Annotated in this window: 13 protein-coding genes; 11 read left to right on the forward strand and 2 right to left on the reverse strand. The window is 73.7% G+C overall.

Annotated features, from left to right (window positions below; all coding sequences use genetic code 11):
• Positions 1 to 6 precede the first annotated feature (6 nt).
• The 11 genes from ACSP97_RS23390 (at position 7) to moeZ (ending at position 13,457) form a co-directional block, all read left to right on the forward strand.
• A complete protein-coding gene (locus ACSP97_RS23390; protein ID WP_440554105.1) occupies positions 7 to 1,431 on the forward strand; it encodes a DUF3152 domain-containing protein in 1,425 nt (474 codons plus the stop codon).
• A 56-nt stretch (positions 1,432 to 1,487) separates the two neighbouring features.
• Positions 1,488 to 1,583, forward strand: a complete 96-nt coding sequence (locus tag ACSP97_RS23395; RefSeq protein ID WP_355530133.1) for an Ms4533A family Cys-rich leader peptide — start codon at positions 1,488 to 1,490, stop codon at positions 1,581 to 1,583.
• A 177-nt stretch (positions 1,584 to 1,760) separates the two neighbouring features.
• Positions 1,761 to 3,479 carry an ABC transporter substrate-binding protein gene (locus ACSP97_RS23400; protein ID WP_355150283.1) on the forward strand — a complete coding sequence of 573 codons (1,719 nt, stop codon included), beginning with the start codon at positions 1,761 to 1,763 and terminating at the stop codon, positions 3,477 to 3,479.
• 4 nt (positions 3,480 to 3,483) lie between these two features.
• Entirely contained in the window at positions 3,484 to 4,518 is a 1,035-nt protein-coding gene (locus ACSP97_RS23405; RefSeq protein WP_355530130.1) for an ABC transporter permease, read from the forward strand.
• Positions 4,515 to 5,513 carry an ABC transporter permease gene (locus ACSP97_RS23410; protein WP_355530127.1) on the forward strand — a complete coding sequence of 333 codons (999 nt, stop codon included), beginning with the start codon at positions 4,515 to 4,517 and terminating at the stop codon, positions 5,511 to 5,513. The genes ACSP97_RS23405 and ACSP97_RS23410 overlap by 4 nt, the downstream gene beginning before the upstream one ends.
• Positions 5,510 to 7,102 (forward strand): dipeptide ABC transporter ATP-binding protein, encoded by a 1,593-nt coding sequence (locus tag ACSP97_RS23415; RefSeq protein WP_440554109.1) that lies wholly within the window; start codon positions 5,510 to 5,512, stop codon positions 7,100 to 7,102. The genes ACSP97_RS23410 and ACSP97_RS23415 overlap by 4 nt, the downstream gene beginning before the upstream one ends.
• Before the next feature lie 253 nt (positions 7,103 to 7,355).
• Positions 7,356 to 8,963: a glycosyltransferase gene (locus tag ACSP97_RS23420; RefSeq protein ID WP_440554111.1), complete on the forward strand. Its 1,608-nt coding sequence runs from the start codon at positions 7,356 to 7,358 to the stop codon at positions 8,961 to 8,963.
• Positions 8,960 to 10,426, forward strand: a complete 1,467-nt coding sequence (locus ACSP97_RS23425; protein WP_440554113.1) for a hypothetical protein — start codon at positions 8,960 to 8,962, stop codon at positions 10,424 to 10,426. Before ACSP97_RS23420 ends, ACSP97_RS23425 begins: the two co-directional genes overlap by 4 nt.
• 113 nt (positions 10,427 to 10,539) lie before the next feature.
• The gene (locus ACSP97_RS23430) at positions 10,540 to 11,499 is read left to right on the forward strand and encodes an NAD-dependent epimerase/dehydratase family protein (RefSeq protein WP_355150295.1); all 960 of its coding nucleotides are present in this window, start codon (positions 10,540 to 10,542) and stop codon (positions 11,497 to 11,499) included.
• The gene (locus tag ACSP97_RS23435) at positions 11,487 to 12,215 is read left to right on the forward strand and encodes a spherulation-specific family 4 protein (RefSeq protein ID WP_355526152.1); all 729 of its coding nucleotides are present in this window, start codon (positions 11,487 to 11,489) and stop codon (positions 12,213 to 12,215) included. The genes ACSP97_RS23430 and ACSP97_RS23435 overlap by 13 nt, the downstream gene beginning before the upstream one ends.
• 63 nt (positions 12,216 to 12,278) lie before the next feature.
• Positions 12,279 to 13,457, forward strand: a complete 1,179-nt coding sequence (moeZ, locus tag ACSP97_RS23440; protein WP_355150299.1) for an adenylyltransferase/sulfurtransferase MoeZ — start codon at positions 12,279 to 12,281, stop codon at positions 13,455 to 13,457.
• 263 nt (positions 13,458 to 13,720) lie between these two features.
• On the opposite strand, the gene ACSP97_RS23445 is transcribed toward moeZ, so the two are convergent.
• On the reverse strand, positions 13,721 to 15,307 hold the full coding sequence (locus tag ACSP97_RS23445; RefSeq protein ID WP_440554116.1) for an alpha/beta hydrolase: 1,587 nt from the start codon (positions 15,305 to 15,307) through the stop codon (positions 13,721 to 13,723).
• A gap of 122 nt (positions 15,308 to 15,429) precedes the next feature.
• Positions 15,430 to 18,330, reverse strand: coding sequence for a lysylphosphatidylglycerol synthase domain-containing protein (locus tag ACSP97_RS23450; RefSeq protein WP_440554118.1), 2,901 nt, complete (start codon positions 18,328 to 18,330; stop codon positions 15,430 to 15,432).
• Positions 18,331 to 18,472 lie beyond the last annotated feature (142 nt).

Genomic DNA, 18,472 nt, shown 5'->3' on the forward strand with positions numbered 1-18,472 from the left:
CACACCGTGGGACGCCACAGCCGCCGAGGGCCTGCCCGGCCGGCGGCCAAGGACAACGGTCCGGACATAGCGGCCGGGAGCGAGCGGGACACGGAGCGCGGAGCGCCGGGGGCGGATGCCGGTGCGCGGGCCGGTGTGCGGGGAGCGCCGGGCCCGGCGGGCGCCGGAAGACGCCCCGACGCGACGCCCGCCCACGGGGTGCCGCGCCTGCCGGACGGGGCTCCGGGCCGTGGTGTGCCGCGCCCGGACGGGTCTCCGGCGCGTGCGGTGCCGCGCCCGCCGGAGGGGACCCCGGCCCACGGGGTGCCGCGTCTTCCCGAGGGCACCCCGGCCCACGGCGTGCCCGGCGTGCCCGGTGCCGCGGCGGCGCGTGGCGGCCACCCCGAGCAGCGTGAACCCGGCGGCGGCTGGGGCGACTTCGCGGGCCGGGCCGGTACCGGCGCGCCCGGTGTGGTGCTGCCCAGGCAGCGGCAGGCGGGCCCGGGCGGGCCGGCCGGGCGCGGTCCCCGGCAGGACTACCTGGACGCCTTCGACGGCGACGGCGACCGGGGCCGCGGCGGGCCCCGGGGCACGCACACGAAGGAGGAGTCGGCCGAGCGGGCCGAGGCCGCCGCCTTGGGCACGGACAAGGAGAAGGCGGTACCCGCCCAGCGCGGCGGCAAGGGGCGGGCCTTCACCGGCATCGCCGCGGCCGCCGTCACCACCGTGCTCGCGGTGGTCGTCGCCGGACAGGTCACCGAGGGACGGGACGACGCCGCCACGCTGGGCCGGTCCGCGCCCGACCAGGGCGACGCGAGCGGCCGCCCCTCCGCGCCGGCGAGCGCCGCGCCGCTGACGTACCAGCAGAAGATGGACCGGACGTACCCGCTGAGCGCCACCCTGAAGGGCTCCGGGAAGTTCGACACGGTCCCCGGCTTCGACAAGGCGCCCGGCACCGGCCAGAAGTACCGCTACCGGGTCGACATCGAGCAGGGGATGGGCCTGGACGGCGCGCTGTTCGCGCAGGCCGTGCAGAAGACGCTGAACGACGACCGGAGCTGGGCGCACGGCGGCGCCCGCACCTTCGAGCGGATCTCCTCCGGCAAGCCCGACTTCGTGATCACCCTGGCCAGCCCCGGCACCACGGCCACCTGGTGCGCCAAGTCCGGCCTGGACACCACCGAGGACAACGTCTCCTGCGACTCGGCCGCCACCCAGCGCGTGATGATCAACGCGTACCGATGGGCCCAGGGAAGCAAGACATATGGCGACAAGATCTACATGTACCGCCAAATGCTGATCAACCACGAGGTCGGCCACCGGCTCGGCCACAACCACGTCACCTGCGAGAAGAACGGCGAACTCGCGCCGGTCATGCAGCAGCAGACCAAGTTCCTCGACCACGACGGAATCCACTGCCTGCCCAACCCCTGGCCGTATCCCAGGAGTTGACCTCACCCGCTTATGTCACATTGACATGAGCTGCGAGTTCGTTCATATTTCTGCGCATGTCGTCCCATCACGCCGTCTCCGACAGCGCCGCCATCGAGCTGGCGCTGATCGGCGTGACCGCACTCTGCGTGGCCGACATCGACTGTCGCTGACGCCGCCCCCTGGCGTTCGCGTCGCGACCTTTCCGCTTTCCCCTCCGTGACCCCGGTCGCGGACTCTCCGACGACCCGGCGCCCGAGGCGACGTCTGTCCATGGACGTCTCAACCCTCGTCCAAACGTCTCACCATTCGAGAAATCCTCGAACCAGCCCCGAGAGGTCGTCATTCCGATGCGTCAACCGTCCGTCATAGCGCGCCGCGTGGCAGCGGCATCCGTCAGCCTGGTCGTGGCAGCGGGCGCCGCCGCCTGCGGCCCGAAGGACAACGATGCCAAGGGTTCCGGTGGCGACTCCACGCCCCACAAGGGCGGCACGCTCACGGTCCTGAACTCCGAGCCGCAGACCGACTTCGACCCCGCGCGCCTGTACACCTCCGGCGGCGGGAACGTCCCCTCGCTGGTCTTCCGCACCCTCACCACCCGCAACCGCGCGAACGGCGCGGACGGCGCCAAGGTCGTGCCGGACCTGGCCACCGACACCGGGCGGCCCAGCAAGGACGCGACCGTGTGGACGTACACCCTGAAGAAGGGCCTCACGTACGAGGACGGCACCCCGATCACCTCGGCCGACATCAAGTACGGCATCGAGCGCTCCTTCGCCCCGGAACTCTCCGGCGGCGCCCCCTACCTGCGGGACTGGTTGGCCGGCGCGGCCGACTACCAGGGGCCGTACAAGGACAAGAAGGGCCTGTCGGCGATCGAGACGCCCGACGACCGGACCATCGTCTTCCATCTGAACAAGCCCGAGGGCGAGTTCCCGTTCCTGGCCACCCAGACGCAGTTCGCGCCGGTGCCCAGGAGCAAGGACACGGGCACCAAGTACGAGGAGCACCCGGTCTCGTCCGGCCCCTACGAGGTCGTCGAGAACGAGAACGACGGCGAGCACGTGCTGCTCAAGCGCAACCCCCACTGGTCCGCGGCCACCGACGACCAGCGCAAGGCCTACCCGGACACCATCGACGTCCGCTCCGGGCTCGACTCCTCGGTGATCAACCAGCGGCTGTCCGCGTCCCAGGGCGCGGACGCCGCCGCCGTCACCACGGACACCAACCTCGGCCCGGCCGAACTCGCCAAGGTCACCGGTGACAAGGACCTCGCCGCGCGGGTGGGCACCGGGCACTTCGGCTACACCAACTACATCGCGTTCAACCCGGCCGTGAAGCCGTTCGACAACCCCAAGGTGCGCGAGGCCATCGCCTACGCCGTCGACCGCTCCTCGGTCGTCAACGCGGCCGGCGGCAGCGCGCTCGCCGAGCCCGCCACCACCTTCCTGCCGAACCAGAAGTCCTTCGGCTACACGCCGTACGACCCGTTCCCGGCCGGCCCCTCCGGCAACCCGGCGAAGGCCAGGCAGCTGCTGGCGCAGGCCGGTTACAAGAACGGGCTCACCGTCACGCTGACGCACTCCAACGCCAAGGACTTCGCGACCAGCCCGGAGATCGCCACCGCCCTCCAGGACGCGCTCAAGAAGGCCGGGATCACGGTGAAGCTCCAGGGTCTGGAGAACAACGACTACCGGGACACCGTGCACAACGTGAAGACCGAGCCCGGCTTCTTCCTCGCCGGCTGGGGCGCCGACTGGCCCTCCGGCGGTCCGTTCCTCGCCCCGATCTTCGACGGCCGGCAGATCGTCAAGGACGGCGCCAACTTCAACACGAGCCGGCTCGACGACAAGTCGGTCAATGACGAGATTGACGCGATCAACAAGTTGACCGACCTGGACGCGGCCGCCAAGCGCTGGGGCGCGCTGGACAAGAAGATCGGCGAGCGGGCCCTCGTGGTGCCGCTGTTCCACCCGGTCTACAAGCGCCTGTACGGCAAGGACGTCCGGAACATCGTCATCGGCGACTGGACCGGCGTGCTGGACATCTCCCAGGTCGCGGTGAAGTGACGCCGTGAGCGAGGCACTTGTCGCCGTCGAGGCCGCCGGGACGGACAGCACCGTCCCGGCGGCCTCGGGGGCCCGTCTGTTCTGGCGGCGGCTGCGAGCGCAGCGCGCCGCCCTGGTCGCCGCGGCGGTCGTCGCGCTGCTCGTCCTGATCGCGCTCGCCGCGCCGCTGCTCACCGCGGTCGAGGGCCAGGACCCCACCACCTACCACCCGTCGCTGATCGACTCCGCGCGCGGCGGCGTGCCCGTCGGCTCCTTCGGCGGCATCGGCGCCGACCACTGGCTGGGCGTCGAACCCCAGACCGGCCGCGACCTGTTCGCGCGCCTGGTCTACGGCGCCCGGATCTCGCTCGGGGTGGCCCTGGCCGCCACGCTCATCCAGGTCGCCGTCGGGGTCGTCGTCGGCGTGAGCGCCGCGCTCGGCAATCAATGGGTTGATCAAGTGTTGAGCCGGATCACCGACATCATCGTCGCCATGCCATTGATGATCATGTCGTTGGCACTGCTGGCGATCGTGCCGCCGAGCTTTCCGCGGCCCGTCCTGGTCACCCTCGTGATCGGCCTGGTCGCCTGGGGCGGCGTCGCGAAGATCGTGCGCGCCCAGACCCTGTCCGCCAAGGGGCTCGACTACGTCTCGGCGGCCCGGCTCAGCGGCTGGAAGACCCGGCACATCGCCCGCCGCGAACTGCTGCCCGGGCTCGCCGCGCCCGTCATCACCTACGCGGCGCTCCTGGTGCCCATGAACATCTCGGTCGAGTCCGCGCTGTCCTTCCTCGGCGTCGGCGTGAAGCCGCCCACGCCCTCCTGGGGACAGATGCTCACCGCCGCCGACGTCTGGTACCAGGCCGCGCCCCAGTACCTGCTGCTGCCGGCCGGCGCCCTGTTCGTCACCGTCTTCGCCCTCACCGTGCTCGGCGACGGCGTGCGCACCGCCCTCGACCCGCGCGCCGCCTCCCGGCTGCGCGTCGGCACCGGCCGCGGGAAGCAGGCGGACCCCGCCCGCGCGGACGCCGCGGACGAGAAGAAGGAGGCGACCGCATGAGCGGCTTCGGCGGATTCCTGCTGCGCCGGGCCGTGGCCACGGTGATCACCCTGCTCGCCGTCTCGGTGATCGTCTACGTCGTCTTCTACGCCACCCCCGGCAACGTCGCCCAGATCACCTGCGGCCCGCGCTGCTCGCCGGAACAGGTGCACCAGGTCGCCGAGCGGCTGCGGCTGGACGACCCGCTCGCCGCGCGCTACTGGCACTTCCTCCAGGGCCTGTTCGTCGGCCAGGACTTCTCCACCGGCACCTCCGTGGAGCACTGCGCGGCGCCCTGCCTCGGGGAGTCGTACCAGACCGGTCAGCAGGTCCTGGACATCATCCTGGGCAAGCTGCCCGTCAGCCTCTCCCTGGTCGTCGGCGCCATGGTGCTCTGGCTCCTGCTCGGCGTCGGCACCGGGGTGCTGTCCGTCTGGCGCCGGGGCCGGGTCTCCGAGCGGACGCTGACCGCGATCACCCTCGCGGGCATGGCCACCCCGGTGTTCGTCATCGGCCTGGTGCTGATGATCGTCGTCTGCGGCCAACTCCAGCTGCTGCCCTTCCCGCAGTACGTGAACTTCACCGACGACCCGGAACAGTGGGCCTGGAACCTGCTGCTGCCCTGGCTGTCGCTGGCCCTGGTCGAGGCGGCGACCTTCGCCCGGCTGACCCGCAGCGCCATGCTGGAGACCCTCGCCGAGGACCATGTGCGCACCTTCCGGGCGTACGGCGTGGGGGAGCGGGCCATCGTCGCACGGCACGCGCTGCGCGGCGCGTTCGCCCCGGTCATCGCGCTCAACGCCAACAACGTCGGCTCCGCCATCGGCGGCGCCGTCCTCACCGAGGCCCTGTTCGGACTGCCCGGCATCGGCCAGGAACTCGTCCACGCCGTGGAGGTGGTGGACCTGCCGGTGGTCGTCGGCATGGTCCTGGTCATCTCGTTCTTCGTGGTGCTCGCCAACGCCGTCGCGGACGTGCTGTACGCGGTGGCCGACCGACGGGTGGTGCTCGCATGAGCCTGGTGGAAGTCACGGACCTGACGGTCGAGTTCGGCTCCCTGCGGGCCGTGGACAAACTCTCCTTCCGCCTCGCGGAGGGCGGCGCGCTCGCCCTGGTCGGCGAGTCCGGCTCCGGCAAGTCCACCGTCGCGGGCGCCCTGCTGGGCCTGCACCACGGCACCGGCGCCCGGGTCGGCGGCACCGTACGGGTCGCCGGCACCGACGTCCACGCGGCCACCGAGCGGGAGCTGCGGCGGTTGCGCGGCGCCAAGGCCGCCATGGTCTTCCAGGACCCGCTGTCCTCCCTCGACCCCTACTACGCCATCGGCGACCAGATCGCCGAGGTGTACCGGGTGCACGCGCGGGCCTCGCGCCGTGCCGCCCGCGCGCGGGCCGTGGAGGTGCTGGACCGGGTCGGGATCCCGGACGCCGCCCGGCGGGCCCGCTCCCGCCCGCACGAGTTCAGCGGCGGCATGCGCCAGCGCGCCCTGATCGCGATGGCGCTCGCCTGCGCCCCCGAGCTGCTGATCGCCGACGAGCCGACCACCGCGCTCGACGTCACCGTGCAGGCCCAGATCCTCGATCTGCTGCACACCCTGCGCGCGGAGACCGGCATGGGCCTGCTGCTGGTCACCCACGACGTGGGCGTGGCCGCGGAGAGCGTCGACGAGGTGCTGGTCATGCGGTACGGCAGGGCCGTCGAGCACGGTCCGGTCGGCACGGTCCTGGCGGCCCCCCGTGAGGCGTACACCCGCGAACTCCTCGACGCCGTACCGCGCGTGGACGCGCGCCGCACCGGCTCGCCCGCCACCGACGAGGTGGTGCTGGAGGCCACCGGGCTGCGGCGCGAGTTCGGGCGCGGCAGGCGGGCGTTCGCCGCCGTGGACGACGTCTCGCTCACCGTGCGGCGCGGCGAGACCCTCGGCGTCGTCGGCGAGAGCGGCAGCGGCAAGACCACCCTCGGCCGGATGCTGGTCGGGCTGCTGGCACCGACCGCGGGCACGATCCGGTACGCGGGCGCCGCGCACACCGGGGTGAACCCGGCCGTCCAGATGGTCTTCCAGGACCCGGTCTCCTCCCTCAACCCCCGCCGCAGCGTGGGCGAGTCCATCGCCGACCCGCTGCGCGCCCGGGGCGAGAAGGACGAGGAGCGGATCCGGGGGCGGGTGACGGAGCTGCTGGAGCGCGTGGGGCTGGAAGCGGCGCACCACGACCGCTACCCGCACGAGTTCAGCGGCGGTCAGCGCCAGCGCATCGGCATCGCCCGCGCGCTCGCGGCCGAGCCGCGCGTCATCGTCTGCGACGAGCCCGTCTCCGCGCTCGACGTCACCACCCAGGCCCAAGTGGTCGCGCTGCTCGGCGAGTTGCAGCGGGAGCTCGGCCTCGCGCTGGTCTTCATCGCGCACGACCTCGCCGTCGTCCGCCAGGTCAGCGACCGGCTCGCGGTGATGCGCCGGGGCCGGGTGGTGGAGTACGGCCCGGCCGACGAGGTGTACGACAGCCCGCGCGAGGAGTACACCCGGCAGCTGCTGGCCGCGGTGCCCTCCCTGGACCCGGAGCTGGCGGCCCGGCGCCGCGCCGCGCGCGGCGAACCGGCGGCGGCCTGACGGCACACACCGGCGCGGACGTGACGTCCCGTGCCCGCGTGCGCGCCTAGCGCGACGAAACGCCCTCCGCGCGGGAAAGTTACGGCCGTTCACCCCTTTTGGTGGCGCGATGGACAACCGTCCGTCGCGCCACCCGCTTGTCCGCTTACGTTCGTCCCGCTGCGAGCCGCCGGGTGGACGGCGGCCGACCAGAAGGAAGATCGGGGGTGCACACGTGCGCGCAGCACTGATTACGGAGGGTGGTTATCCGTATGTGGGCGGTGACGCCGGCCTCTGGTGCGACCGGCTGGTGCGCGGGCTGGACCGGCACGAGTTCGACCTCTACGCGCTCAGCCGCAGCAGGCGCCAGGAGGAACAGGGACTGCTCCCGCTGCCGCCCCAGGTGACCCGGGTGCGTACCGCACCGCTGTGGACGGCGGGGGACGACGCCGGGGCGGTGGCGTACGGACGGCGTGCCCGCCAAAGGTTCGCCGAGCACTACGGCGAACTGGCCGGCGCGCTGTGCGCCGCGCCGGACGCTGCCGCGGGTGACGCGGTGGCGGACCGTTTCGCCAACGCGCTCTACGGCCTCGCCGGCCTCGCCCGCGAACACGGTGGACTCGGCGCCGCCCTGCGCTCCGACACCGCCGTGCGCACCCTGGAGCGCGCCTGCCGCGCCTCCGGTGCGCCGCGCCCGGCGCGCACGGCGCGCGTCGCCGATCTGCTCACCGTCACCGCACACCTCGAACGCGCCCTGCGCCCTCTCTCCCTCGACTGGTACGGCGACGACGCCCTCGGCGCCGCCGACCTCTGCCACGCCACCTCCGGCGGGCCGGCCGCCCTCCCCGGGCTGCTCGCCCGGCACTTCTCCGGGGTGCCCCTGCTGGTCACCGAGTACGGCGTCCGACTGCGCTCCCACTACCTGGCCCTCGGCCCCGACGCCGCCGCGCCCGCCGTCCGCACCCTGCTCGCCGCCTTCCACGGCCGGCTGGCCACGGAGATCTACCGCCGCGCCGAACTCCTCACCCCCGGCAACGCGCACGCCCGCCGCTGGCAGCAGCGGTGCGGCGCCGACCGGGCCAGGATCCGCACGGTCTACCCCGGCATGGAGGCCGCCCGCTTCGCCGAGGTCGGCGAGTCACCGGACCGCGCGGCCCCGCACACCCTGCTCTGGGTCGGCCGCGTCGAACCCGCCAAGGACCTGGTCTCGCTGCTGCACGCCTTCGCCGAGGTCCGCAAGGAGGAGCCGCGGGCCCGGCTGCGCGTCGTCGGCGCGCCGAACGGCCCCGACGGCGCCGCCTATCTGAGCCAGTGCCGGGCACTGGCGGCCCAGCTCTTCCCGGACGAGGCGGACGGCGCCCATGCCGTGGGCTCCAACCCCGTCTCCTTCGAGGAGATCGGCGGCCCCGAGGCCCCCACGCTGCCCGACGCGTACGCGGCCGGCACGGTCGTCGTGCTGTCCAGCGTGGTGGAGGGCTTCCCGACCGGGCTCATCGAGGCCATGTTCTGCGGCCGGGCCACCGTCTCGACGGACGTCGGCGCGGTGGTGGAGGTGATCGGCGGCACGGGACTCGTCGTACCCCCGCGCAATCCGCGGGCGCTCGCCGATGCCTGCGTGGCGCTGCTGCGCGACCCCGAGCGCCGCGCGCGCCTCGGCGCCGCCGCGCGCGCCCGGGCGCTCGAACTGTTCACGGTCGAGCAGAACATCGCCGCGTTCCACGGCATCTACCTGGAGATCGTCTCGCACTGCCCGGTCCGCCGGGACGTCCTCGACGCGGCCGGCGCACCCCTTCCCTTCGCCGCCCCCGCCGAGTCCCACGTCCCCGCCCACTGGTCCAAGACCCACGTCCCCGCCTGGGCCACCCCGGAGGCCACCCGATGACCGACACACCGGGAACGCCCAGGGGCGCGGAACCGTGGGGCACCGGGACGGGGGCCTTCACGGCACCGGCCGCGAGCGGCCCGCCCGGAGCGGCCACGCGTTCCTCCGGGACGGCCGGCGAGCCGGTCCCGGCGTGGCCGTCCGCCGGAGCGGTGGACGGCGTGCCGGGGTGGACCCGGCCGGCCGGGGCGGCGGAGCGCGGTCCCGGCGCCGGCGAGGAGCGGCCGGACGGGACGCCCGGCGGCGCCCCGCTCACCCCCGGGCCGCTCATGCCCGCCCCGCGCACGCCCGGCCCGCGTCAGCCGGGCGCCCCCGCCACGGGCGCGCGGGCGGGCCGGCCCGAGTCCGTGGCCCGCGCGCCCGACGGCGGGCGCGCACCGGTCCCCGGGCCCGGCGGTGTCGACCCCGTCAAGGCGCTGCTCCACCGGCACCGGGAGCTGTGCGAGCGGGCCGTGGACCCGCTGGAGATCGCGGCCGGTCTGGAGGCGGCGGGAATCACCGACCGGACCGCCGCGCGCTTCCGGCACCGGGACGTGTTCGCGCTGGCCGAGGAGTTGTACGCGCGCGTGCCGCGCACCGGCGAGGCCCGCCCGGAGCCCGCGCCACCGCTTCCCGGGCCCCGGATCCGCGCCCGCTGGGCCCTGTGCGCCCTGCTGCCCGGCGCCGCCGGCGCGGCCACCGTCGCCGGGCTGCGCCTCACCCAGGGCCACCCCCGCCTCCTCGTGGCCGCCGCCGGTCTCCTCGCCGTGGCCCTCGCCGTCCGCGCCGCACTGCGCACCGGGCCCCTCGCCGGTCCGCCCGGCCCCCGCGCCTGGACCCTCTGGCTGCTCGGCTACGCGCTGTTCGGCGACGGCCTGCTGCACAACGTGCTGACCGGCGGCCCCGACACCCTGCCCGACGGCACCCCGGACGGCGACTGGCCCACGGCCCTCGTGCCCGCGCTCGCCCTCGCCCTGGCCGTCGCCCCGGCGGCCTGGTGCGCGCACCTCCTCGCCGCGGGCGCCCGCCGGAGGCTGGCCGGCAGCCGGGGCCTCAAGGACTTCACGGCCGCGGTACGCCCCCTGCTGTTCGGCACGTTCACCCTGTTCCTCGGCGCGCTCGCCGCACTGCTCGCACTGTGCGGCCCGGTCCTCGGCGAACCCGCGGCCCGACCGCAGGCGCTCACCCTCGGCGCCCTGCTCCTGCTCGCGCGCCTGCTCACCGTGCACCGCCACCGGCGCGCCCCCGCCCTCGCGCAGGCCGCCGCGGCGGTCACGGAGGCGGCGGCCCTGGCGCTGCCCCTGGCCGGCCGGCTGCCCCACTGCGGCTTCCTGGCGACACCCGTCCGGACCCTCGTGGACACCTGGGGCGAGGCCGCCGTACCGGCCCTCGCCTGCGGCGCCGCGGCCCTGACCCTGCTGCTGCACGCCGGCCGCACGCTCACCCGGGCCTCGGCCCACGCACCCGTCGGCGCCCCCGAGTGAGCGCCCTCCACAAGCCACTGGCACCACCCCGTTGAAGGAGAACCCGACATGCTCACCGCCCACCAGAAAGTCCCCGAACCCACCGCACCCGTCGGCGCCCCGGGAGCCGCCCGATGAGGGTCCTGCTGATGGGTGCCAACGGATACCTCGGCCGGTTCGTCGCCGAGCGGCTGCTCGCCGACCCCGCCGTACAGCTCACCGCGCTCGGGCGGGGGGACGACGCGGACGTCCGGTTCGACCTCGCGACCGGCAGCCCCGGGGCGCTGACCCGGTTCCTGGACGCGGTCCACCCGGGCGTCGTGATCAACTGCGCGGGCGCCACCCGCGGCGGTGCCCGGGAACTGACCCGGCACAACACGGTCGCCGCGGCCACCGTCTGCGAGGCCCTGCGCCGCAGCGGCTGCGGGGCACGGCTGGTGCAGATCGGCTGCGGGGCCGAGTACGGGCCCAGCCAGCCCGGCTCCTCCACCGCCGAGGACGCCGTGCCGCGCCCCGGCGGCCCGTACGGCGTCAGCAAGCTCGCCGCCACCGAACTGGTCCTGGGCTCCGGCCTCGACGCCGTCGTGCTGCGGGTCTTCTCGCCCGCGGGCCCCGGCACCCCGGCCGGCTCCCCGCTGGGCCGGCTCGCCGAGGCGATGCGCCGCGCCATGCAGTCCGGCGACGGTGAGCTGAAGCTCGCGGGCCTCGGCATCCAGCGCGACTTCGTGGACGTGCGCGACGTCGCGCGCGCCGTGCACGCCGCCTCGCTCTCCGCCGCGCAGGGCGTGATCAACATCGGGTCCGGCCGGGCCGTGCGGCTGCGGGACGCCGCCGGGATCCTCGCCCGCGTGGCCGGCTACGGCGGCGCCCTGCACGAACTCGACGGCCCGCCCGGCCCGTTGCGCGGCGCCCTCGGCCATCCGCGGGCCGAGGCCGACCACACCTCCCCGGCGGCGTTCCCGTACCCGGACGGCTGCGGCAGCTGGCAGCAGGCCGATGTCCGCACCGCGCGCGACCGGCTCGGCTGGCGGCCCCGGATCAACCTGGAGGAATCCCTGGCGGACATCTGGATGGAGGCGGCATGCCGCATCTGACCAGCACCGCGGTGCGCACCGCCCTCGGTGTCCCCGGTTACGCCCACCCCCTGGTCGCCCCCGCCCAGTGGGCCGAACTCGCCCGCCCCGGCACCCCGCTGGACTGGGTGGCGCTCGACGTCTGCGCGGGCCCGGGCGCCCGGCCCGACCCGCACTGCCTGGAAGCCGCGGGCCGGCTGCACCACGCGGGCGTCCGTGTCCTGGGCCGCCTCGATCTCGCCCAGGGCGTCCGTGACCACGCCGAACTGCGCCACGACGCCCTCCGTTACCTCGACTGGTACCAGGTGGACGGCTTCCTGCTGGACCGCTGCCCCACCGGCGCGGCCGAACTCCCCGGCGTCCGCCGGCTGCTCGCCGGCCTGCGGGCGGTCGCCGGCCCCACCCACCTCGTCCTCGGCCACGGCACCCATCCGCACCCGGGCTACGCGGAGTGCGCCGACCAGCTGGTGACCTTCGCGGGGCCCTGGTCCGACTACCGCTGGTCCCAGGTCGCGGAGTGGACGGCGGACTACCCGCCCGACCGGTTCTGCCACTTCGTGCACGGCGTGCCCCGCGGCCACCTGGAGGAGGCGCTGCGCATCGCCCGCTGGCAGGGCGCGGCGACGATCTACTTCACGGACCGCACCGGGGGCCGGGGCCAGGGCGACCCCTGGGAGGCCATGCCCGGCTACTGGGACGAAATCGTCTCGCGCCTCGGAACGGGTGTCTCGGAATGAAGAAGGGCGTGGCAGTGTTGACGGGAGAACAAACGTAGTGATTGACCGACCAACGGAGTCCCCGTGTCGCTGCCACCCCTGGTCGAGCCGGCTTCCGAGCTCACCGTAGACGAGGTCCGCAGGTACTCCCGCCACCTGATCATCCCCGATGTGGGCATGGACGGGCAGAAGCGGCTGAAGAACGCCAAGGTGCTCTGTGTGGGCGCCGGCGGGCTGGGCTCGCCCGCGCTGATGTACCTGGCCGCGGCGGGCGTGGGCACGCTCGGCATCGTGGAGTTCGACGAGGTCGACGAGTCGAACCTGCAGCGCCAGATCATCCACAGCCAGTCCGACATCGGCCGTTCCAAGGCCGAGTCCGCGCGTGACACCGTCCAGGGCATCAACCCGTACGTGAACGTGGTCCTTCACGAGGAGCGGCTCGAGGCCGACAACGTGATGGACATCTTCAGCCAGTACGACCTGATCGTGGACGGCACGGACAACTTCGCCACCCGCTATCTGGTCAACGACGCCTGTGTGCTGCTGAACAAGCCGTACATCTGGGGTTCCATCTACCGCTTCGACGGCCAGGCGTCCGTGTTCTGGTCCGAGCACGGCCCCTGCTACCGCTGCCTCTACCCGGAGCCCCCGCCCCCGGGCATGGTCCCCTCCTGCGCCGAGGGCGGCGTGCTCGGCGTGCTGTGCGCGTCCATCGGCTCCATCCAGGTCAACGAGGCCATCAAGCTGATCGCCGGCATCGGCGACCCGCTGGTCGGCCGGCTGATGATCTACGACGCCCTGGAGATGCAGTACCGGCAGGTCAAGGTCCGCAAGGACCCCAACTGCGCGGTCTGCGGCGAGAACCCGACCGTCACCGAGCTCATCGACTACGAGGCCTTCTGCGGCGTCGTCTCCGAGGAGGCGCAGGCGGCGGCGGTGGACTCCACGATCACTCCCAAGCAGCTCAAGGAGTGGATCGACGACGGCGAGAACATCGAGATCATCGACGTCCGCGAGCCCAACGAGTACGAGATCGTCTCCATCCCGGGCGCCAAGCTGATCCCGAAGAACGAGTTCCTCATGGGCACCGCGCTGGAGTCGCTGCCCCAGGACAAGAAGATCGTCTTGCACTGCAAGACGGGTGTCCGCAGTGCGGAAGTCCTCGCGGTCCTGAAGTCCGCGGGCTTCTCGGACGCGGTCCACGTCGGTGGCGGCGTCATCGGCTGGGTCAACCAGATCGAACCCGACAAGCCGGTCTACTGACCGACGCGCGCTCCCGCGCTGCGTGGAAGCCCACGGCGCCCGACCTCGGTCGGGCGCCGTGGGCTTCCGTCCGGGACGGGTACCGCTCCGCCGTCGACCCGGAGGACCTGGCCCGGCTGCTCGTCGCCGCGTTCGAGGGGCTCACGGCCCGGGAGGTCATCCACGGCGCCGACGAACCGGCCCGGCTGCTGCCCCAGCTGCTGGACGCCCTGTCCGAGCCGGCCTGAGCCCCCTCCGGGCGCGGGACCGGGTGCGGATGCGGGTCAGGTGCAGACCCCGCCGCTCCTGGGGACCTTCCCGTCCAGCAGGTAGGCGTTCACCTTGTTCTGGACGCACTTGTTCTTGCTGTCGTACGCCCCGTGCCCCTGGCCCTTGTACGTCAGCTCCACCGCGACGCCCTTGCCGAGGGCCTGCGCCATCCTGCGCGCGCCCGCATAAGGGGTGGCCGGGTCGCCGGTGTTGCCGACGACGAGGATGGGGGCCGAGCCGGGGGCGCTGACGTCGGGGTGGTAGGCGGCGCCGGGTACGGCCCAGTCGGTGCAGCTGATCATGCCCCAGGCGAGGAAGTCGCCGAACAGCGGGGAGGCGGCGCGGAACCGGGGCAGCGCCCGCTGGACGTCGGCGACGGTGTACCGGGGCTTCTGGTCGGCGCAGTTGATCGCCACGTTCGCCGCGGTGATGTTGCTGTAACCGCCGTTCGGGTTACGGCCGTTCATCGCGTCGGACAGCACCATCAGGACCCTGCCGTCACCGTCGTACGCCTGCTCCAGGCCCTCGGTGAGGTACTCCCAGAAGTCCTTGGAATACAGGGACTGCGCGATGCCGTTGGTGGCGGCCGTCTCGGTGAGCCGGCGCGGGGAGATCCCCGGGATCGGCTTCTTGTCGAGGTTGTGCAGGAGTTGCGCGATGCGGTCCTTGACGTCCTGCGGGGTGTCCCCGATCGGGCAGCCCTCGGGCTTGGAGGCGCAGTCCTCGGCGAAGTTGTCCAGCGCCAGCTGGAAGCCCTTGGCCTGGCCGAGCGCGCTCTGTTCGGGGTCCTGGGTGGGGTCGACCACACCGTCGAACACCGCCCTGCCCACGTGCTGGGGGAACAAGTGGGCGTAGACACCGCCGAGTTCGGTGCCGTAGGAGATGCCGAAGTAGTGCAGCTCGGCATCGCCGAGGAGCCGCCGCATCAGGTCCATGTCGCGGGCCGCGTCGGTGGTGCGCACGTTCGGCAGCAGCTTCCCGGAGTTCGCCTCGCAGGCGGTGTTGAACTTCCGTGTGCGCGCGACCAGCTGGGCCCGTTCGGTGCTGTCGTCGGGTGTCGCGTCCTGCTGGAAGAAGGTGTCGAGCTGGGCGTCGTCGAGACACTTCACCGGCGCGCTGCGGCCGACCCCGCGCGGATCGAAGCTGACCAGGTCGTAACGGGTGCGCAGGGTCGCGTAGTCCTGCGCGAACGCGGGCAGCGCGGTGACGCCGCTGCCACCGGGGCCGCCGAAGTTGAACACCAGCGAGCCGATCCGCCGGCTCGCCGGTCCGCTGGCCCTGGCCCGGATCAGGGCGATGTCGACGGTCGGGCCCTGCGGCCTGCTCCAGTCCAGCGGCGCCTTCATGGTGGCGCACTCCCAGGTGGCGCCGTTCGGCAGCGGGGAGGGGGCGCTCCCACCGCCCTCCGCCTCGGACGGGGCCGGGCAGGCCCGCCAGTCCAGCGTCTGGGCCGTGAACCGCGCACTCGTGCCGGTGGCGCGCAGGTCGCCGTCGCCGCATCCGGTCAGCAGCGCGGCCAGCAGCACGGCGGCCGATGTCAGGGCGGTGGTGGTACGCGGCCGGCGGGGAACGACGGCACGCAGCCGGGAGTCAGAGGCCATGTGCCCATCCTGGGGGCGCGCACGCCGCGCCGCGCGGGGCGCGGTCCGTACGAGGTACGGGACCCGGGAGGGATCACCCCGGGGGATCGTGTCCGGGCCCCGACCTCGTGGGACCGGGTCCCCTACAGGGCGCCCTTGCGGGTCAGCTGGTTGAAGGCCAGCCAGCCCGGCAGCACCGGCAGCCACAGGGTCAGCAGCCGGAACAGCAGCACGGCGGGGGCCGCGACCTCCTTGGGCAGGCCGAAGGCGATCAGACCGAGGGTGAGGCTGGCCTCGACCGCGCCCACGCCGCCGGGAGTGGGCGCCGCGGAGCCGAGCGCGTTGCCCGCGAGGAAGACGACCGCGACGCTGGCGATGCTCAGCGAGGCCGAGCCGTCGCCGAAGGCCCGCACGGACGCGTCGAGGCACATCACGAAGCAGGCGGTCAGCAGCAGCATGCCGCCGATGCCGGTGATCAGCTTCTGCGGCCGCTGGAGCACGTCGAGCATGCGCGGCACGACACCGGCGAACAGCGACCGCACCCGGGTGACCACGAACTTCCGCAGGAACGGCACCGAGGTCACCACCAGCACCAGCACCGCGACGGTCAGCAGACCCGCGATCACGGTGCGGGACGGCGACAGCGACGGGGTCTTCTCGGTGCCGGTCAGATAGCCGAAGGACAGCAGCATCAGGATGTGGCAGCCGAGCCCGAACAGCTGCGAGGCGCCGACGCTCGCCACCGCGAGCCCCGGGCGCACGCCAGCGCGCTGCAGGAAGCGCGTGTTCAGCGCCACACCGCCGACCGCCGCCGGCGCCACGATCTTCACGAACGACCCGGCGACCTGGGCCGCCACCGTCCGCGGGAACGGCACCCGCTCCGGCACGAAGCCCAGCAGCGCCATCGCCGCCGCCACATAGCTCAGCGCCGAGAACAGCACGGCCGCGACCACCCAGCCCCACTGGGCCTGCGCGAACAGCGTGCCGAACTGGATGTGGGTGAGCTGCGTCAGCAGGAAGTACGCGCCGATCGCACCGGCGATGAAGCTGATCAGCGTGCGCGGCCGCACCCGCTCCAGCCGGGCCGGCTGCACCGGGGCCTGGGGCCTGATCCGCAGCACCTGGTGCCGGATCTGGGTGAGCAGGTCCTCCTCGCGGGCCTCCTCTATGGCCTCGTCGATCGCCCGCCGCTCGGCCCGCTGCTCCGCCCGTACCGCCTTCTTGTCCGGCTTGCCGGCCTCTTCGAGCGTGGTGCCGTTCGCGTCGGCGGCCTCCTGGAGCCGGGCCAGCTTGGCCTGCCGGGACGCCTCCAGGACCGCCTCCCGCTCCCGCTCGGCGCGCTCGCGGCCCAGCCGGCGCAGCGTGGCGCGGGTGGAGCGGGTGAGCGCGATCGGCTGGAGCATCGGCAGGCAGTCGGCCACCGCGTCCGGACCGAGCACCCCGACCGCCGAGGCCACCGCCCGTTCGGCGCCGACCCGCAGGCCGAGCGTGGTCAGCAGCTGGGCCACGTCCATGCGCAGCAGCAGCTCGCCGGCCGCGATCTCGCCGCCGCGCAGCTCGGTGAGGATCACCTCGCCGGAACGATCCACCAGGATCGCCTCGCCGGCCAGCCTGCGGTGCGCGATGCGCCGCGACTGCAGCGCGCGCACCTGTCGCCAGGCGCTGCACAGCAGCTCGTCGGTGATCTCCTCGTCGGCCAGCGAGTCCAGGGTGCGTCCGCCGGTGTGCTCGTAGACCAGCATCACCGCGTCCGGGCCCAGCTCCGAGGTGGCGATCAGCTTCGGCGCGTTGGCGCCCGCCGCGATCGCCGCGTACGCCAGCAGCGCCTCCTGCTCCAGCGCCTGGCGCAGCGACTGGAGGCTGGAGCGGGTGGCGAAGCCGCGCAGGGTCAGATTGCGCCACGCCCGGTAGAAGAAGCCCTGCGCCTGCTGCTCCCGGTCCACGACCGTGACGTCCAGCGGCGGGCCGTCCTCCAGGGTGACGAAGTAGCGCCGGCCGCGGTCGCCGTTCTCGCTCTCCACGGACTCCTCGCGGACCGCGCCGACCGGGCGGAAACCGACGTGCCGCAGACCCGCCAGCAGGGTCTGCCCGGTGGGGCGGATGTTGGGGGAGCCGACCGCGTACAGGGTGCCGTAGGCGACGGACCAGCCGATGAGCACCGTCAGGACGATGGAGAAGGCGGTCGTGTAGCCGGTGACCAGCATGGAGAACGCGTCGAGCAGCAGCACGATCCACAGCACCGCGCGCCAGCGGGGTCTGCGGGACATGCCGACGGCCGTCATATAGGCGATGACGGGTGCCAGATAGCCGTGCACCGGGTCGGTCAGGGCGTGGACGTCGCCCGGCGAGGGCTGGGTCAGGGCGTCCTGGATCGAGCCCGGGGCGGCCCGCGCGACCCACAGGTCGGTGGCGAGCGTCACTCCGTGTGCGAGGACGGCGGCGAGGACGCCGTCGGCGATGCGCAGCCCGTCCCGTTTGATCAGCCGTTCGATCGCGAAGGCGACCGGGACCAGCAGGATCGCGATGCTGGAGGCCAGCCCCGCGAAGCGGATCAGCAGGTCGGGGGCCTGACCGGTGCCCTTGTTGATGTCCTGTTCGAGGCCGGAGGTGGTGCCGTGCGCGAACGCGGCGACGGCGAGCACCACCACGATGGCGAGCAGGCCCACCAGGAGCCGCATCAGGTCCGAGGGCCGGTGCACACGGGCGGGGAGCAGCGGCTCGTCGCCCTCCACGGGGTCCGGGTGGTCCGCGTGCGACTCCGGGTCCTGGTCCGGCTCCGGGTCCTCGGCCGCGCGCGGGGCCCGGGCCTGCGGCTCCTGGTCCGCGCGCGGGGCGTCGTCGCCTCCCGGCCCGCGGTCGGCCGGCGGGTTCTGCGGGATGTGCGCCCCCTCGGTGCGTTCCGCTTCGGTGCGTTCCGTGGCCGCAGGCCGCGGTTCCCCGCGCGCGTCCTGGTCGTCCTCGCCCGTCGTACGGCCGGTCTGCGGGCGTGCGCCGGCGCCAGGGGTGCCCGACCCGCCCTCGGGGTGCACGCCCTGCTGTTTCATGATCTCTTCTTGGTCTCGTATCACCGGTCACCGCCCGCACGATGGTGGCATGCCCCACCGACACACGCGGGCGTCAGGGTGCGGATGTGCGATCGCACAGTCTGCCGGAAGCGCCGCGCGGGGGCGAGAGGAACGTCCGGTC

The organism is Streptomyces sp. SCPE 10, from assembly GCF_051980735.1.
Lineage (GTDB): Bacteria > Actinomycetota > Actinomycetes > Streptomycetales > Streptomycetaceae > Streptomyces > Streptomyces misionensis.

Excerpts from the sequence above, each read along its gene's own strand:
- ACSP97_RS23395 (WP_355530133.1), top strand. The coding sequence starts at position 1,488 with ATGTCGTCCCATCACGCCGTCTCCGACAGCGCCGCCATCGAGCTGGCG.
- ACSP97_RS23400 (WP_355150283.1), top strand. The coding sequence starts at position 1,761 with ATGCGTCAACCGTCCGTCATAGCGCGCCGCGTGGCAGCGGCATCCGTC.
- ACSP97_RS23410 (WP_355530127.1), top strand. The coding sequence starts at position 4,515 with ATGAGCGGCTTCGGCGGATTCCTGCTGCGCCGGGCCGTGGCCACGGTG.
- ACSP97_RS23415 (WP_440554109.1), top strand. The coding sequence starts at position 5,510 with ATGAGCCTGGTGGAAGTCACGGACCTGACGGTCGAGTTCGGCTCCCTG.
- ACSP97_RS23425 (WP_440554113.1), top strand. The coding sequence starts at position 8,960 with ATGACCGACACACCGGGAACGCCCAGGGGCGCGGAACCGTGGGGCACC.
- ACSP97_RS23430 (WP_355150295.1), top strand. The coding sequence starts at position 10,540 with ATGAGGGTCCTGCTGATGGGTGCCAACGGATACCTCGGCCGGTTCGTC.
- ACSP97_RS23435 (WP_355526152.1), top strand. The coding sequence starts at position 11,487 with ATGCCGCATCTGACCAGCACCGCGGTGCGCACCGCCCTCGGTGTCCCC.
- ACSP97_RS23445 (WP_440554116.1), bottom strand. The coding sequence starts at position 15,307 with ATGGCCTCTGACTCCCGGCTGCGTGCCGTCGTTCCCCGCCGGCCGCGT.
- ACSP97_RS23450 (WP_440554118.1), bottom strand. The coding sequence starts at position 18,330 with ATGAAACAGCAGGGCGTGCACCCCGAGGGCGGGTCGGGCACCCCTGGC.